1 protein-coding gene is annotated in these 408 nt (G+C 63.2%); it reads right to left on the reverse strand.

The window, feature by feature from the left end; all coding sequences use genetic code 11:
* Positions 1-162 precede the first annotated feature (162 nt).
* Positions 163-408: hypothetical protein (locus tag ACTQX9_RS09570; RefSeq protein ID WP_441541393.1), on the reverse strand; the 246-nt coding region annotated here is incomplete at its 5' end.

A 408-nucleotide genomic window follows, 5' to 3' on the forward strand; every position in this document is an offset into this window, starting at 1 on the left:
ATCCGCCCCCGGTCGGCGGAGGTGAGCCGAGCATCCTCGGTCAGTGGTTTGCCACGGTTCATCCACGCGGCGGCGACGATACGCTTCGCCGTGGGGGACAGATCCGTGAACTTCATCTGTTCCCACAAGCCGATCGTGTAGTGCGCCATGATCTCTCCCTACCTACCACTCGCCGGGGAAGGCGATGCTTGTGGTGACACCGATTGTTTTCTGGATGTGTTCGTACCCATTGACCATCGCATCTACCCGGTCGGGTGATGCCTGGCCTTGTTGCCATGTTCTCATTTGGTTCTCCAGCACGCGGTGCTCGCCGAGCATCCGCAGCCTGCCGGTTTGCGATGCCTGCCGGGCACCAGCCGCGCGGGCGGTCTTATCGCCCCTGGCTCGCCACGGAACCAGCCGGAACGG

This window comes from Collinsella sp. LCP19S3_F2 (assembly GCF_052121015.1).
Taxonomy (GTDB): domain Bacteria; phylum Actinomycetota; class Coriobacteriia; order Coriobacteriales; family Coriobacteriaceae; genus Collinsella.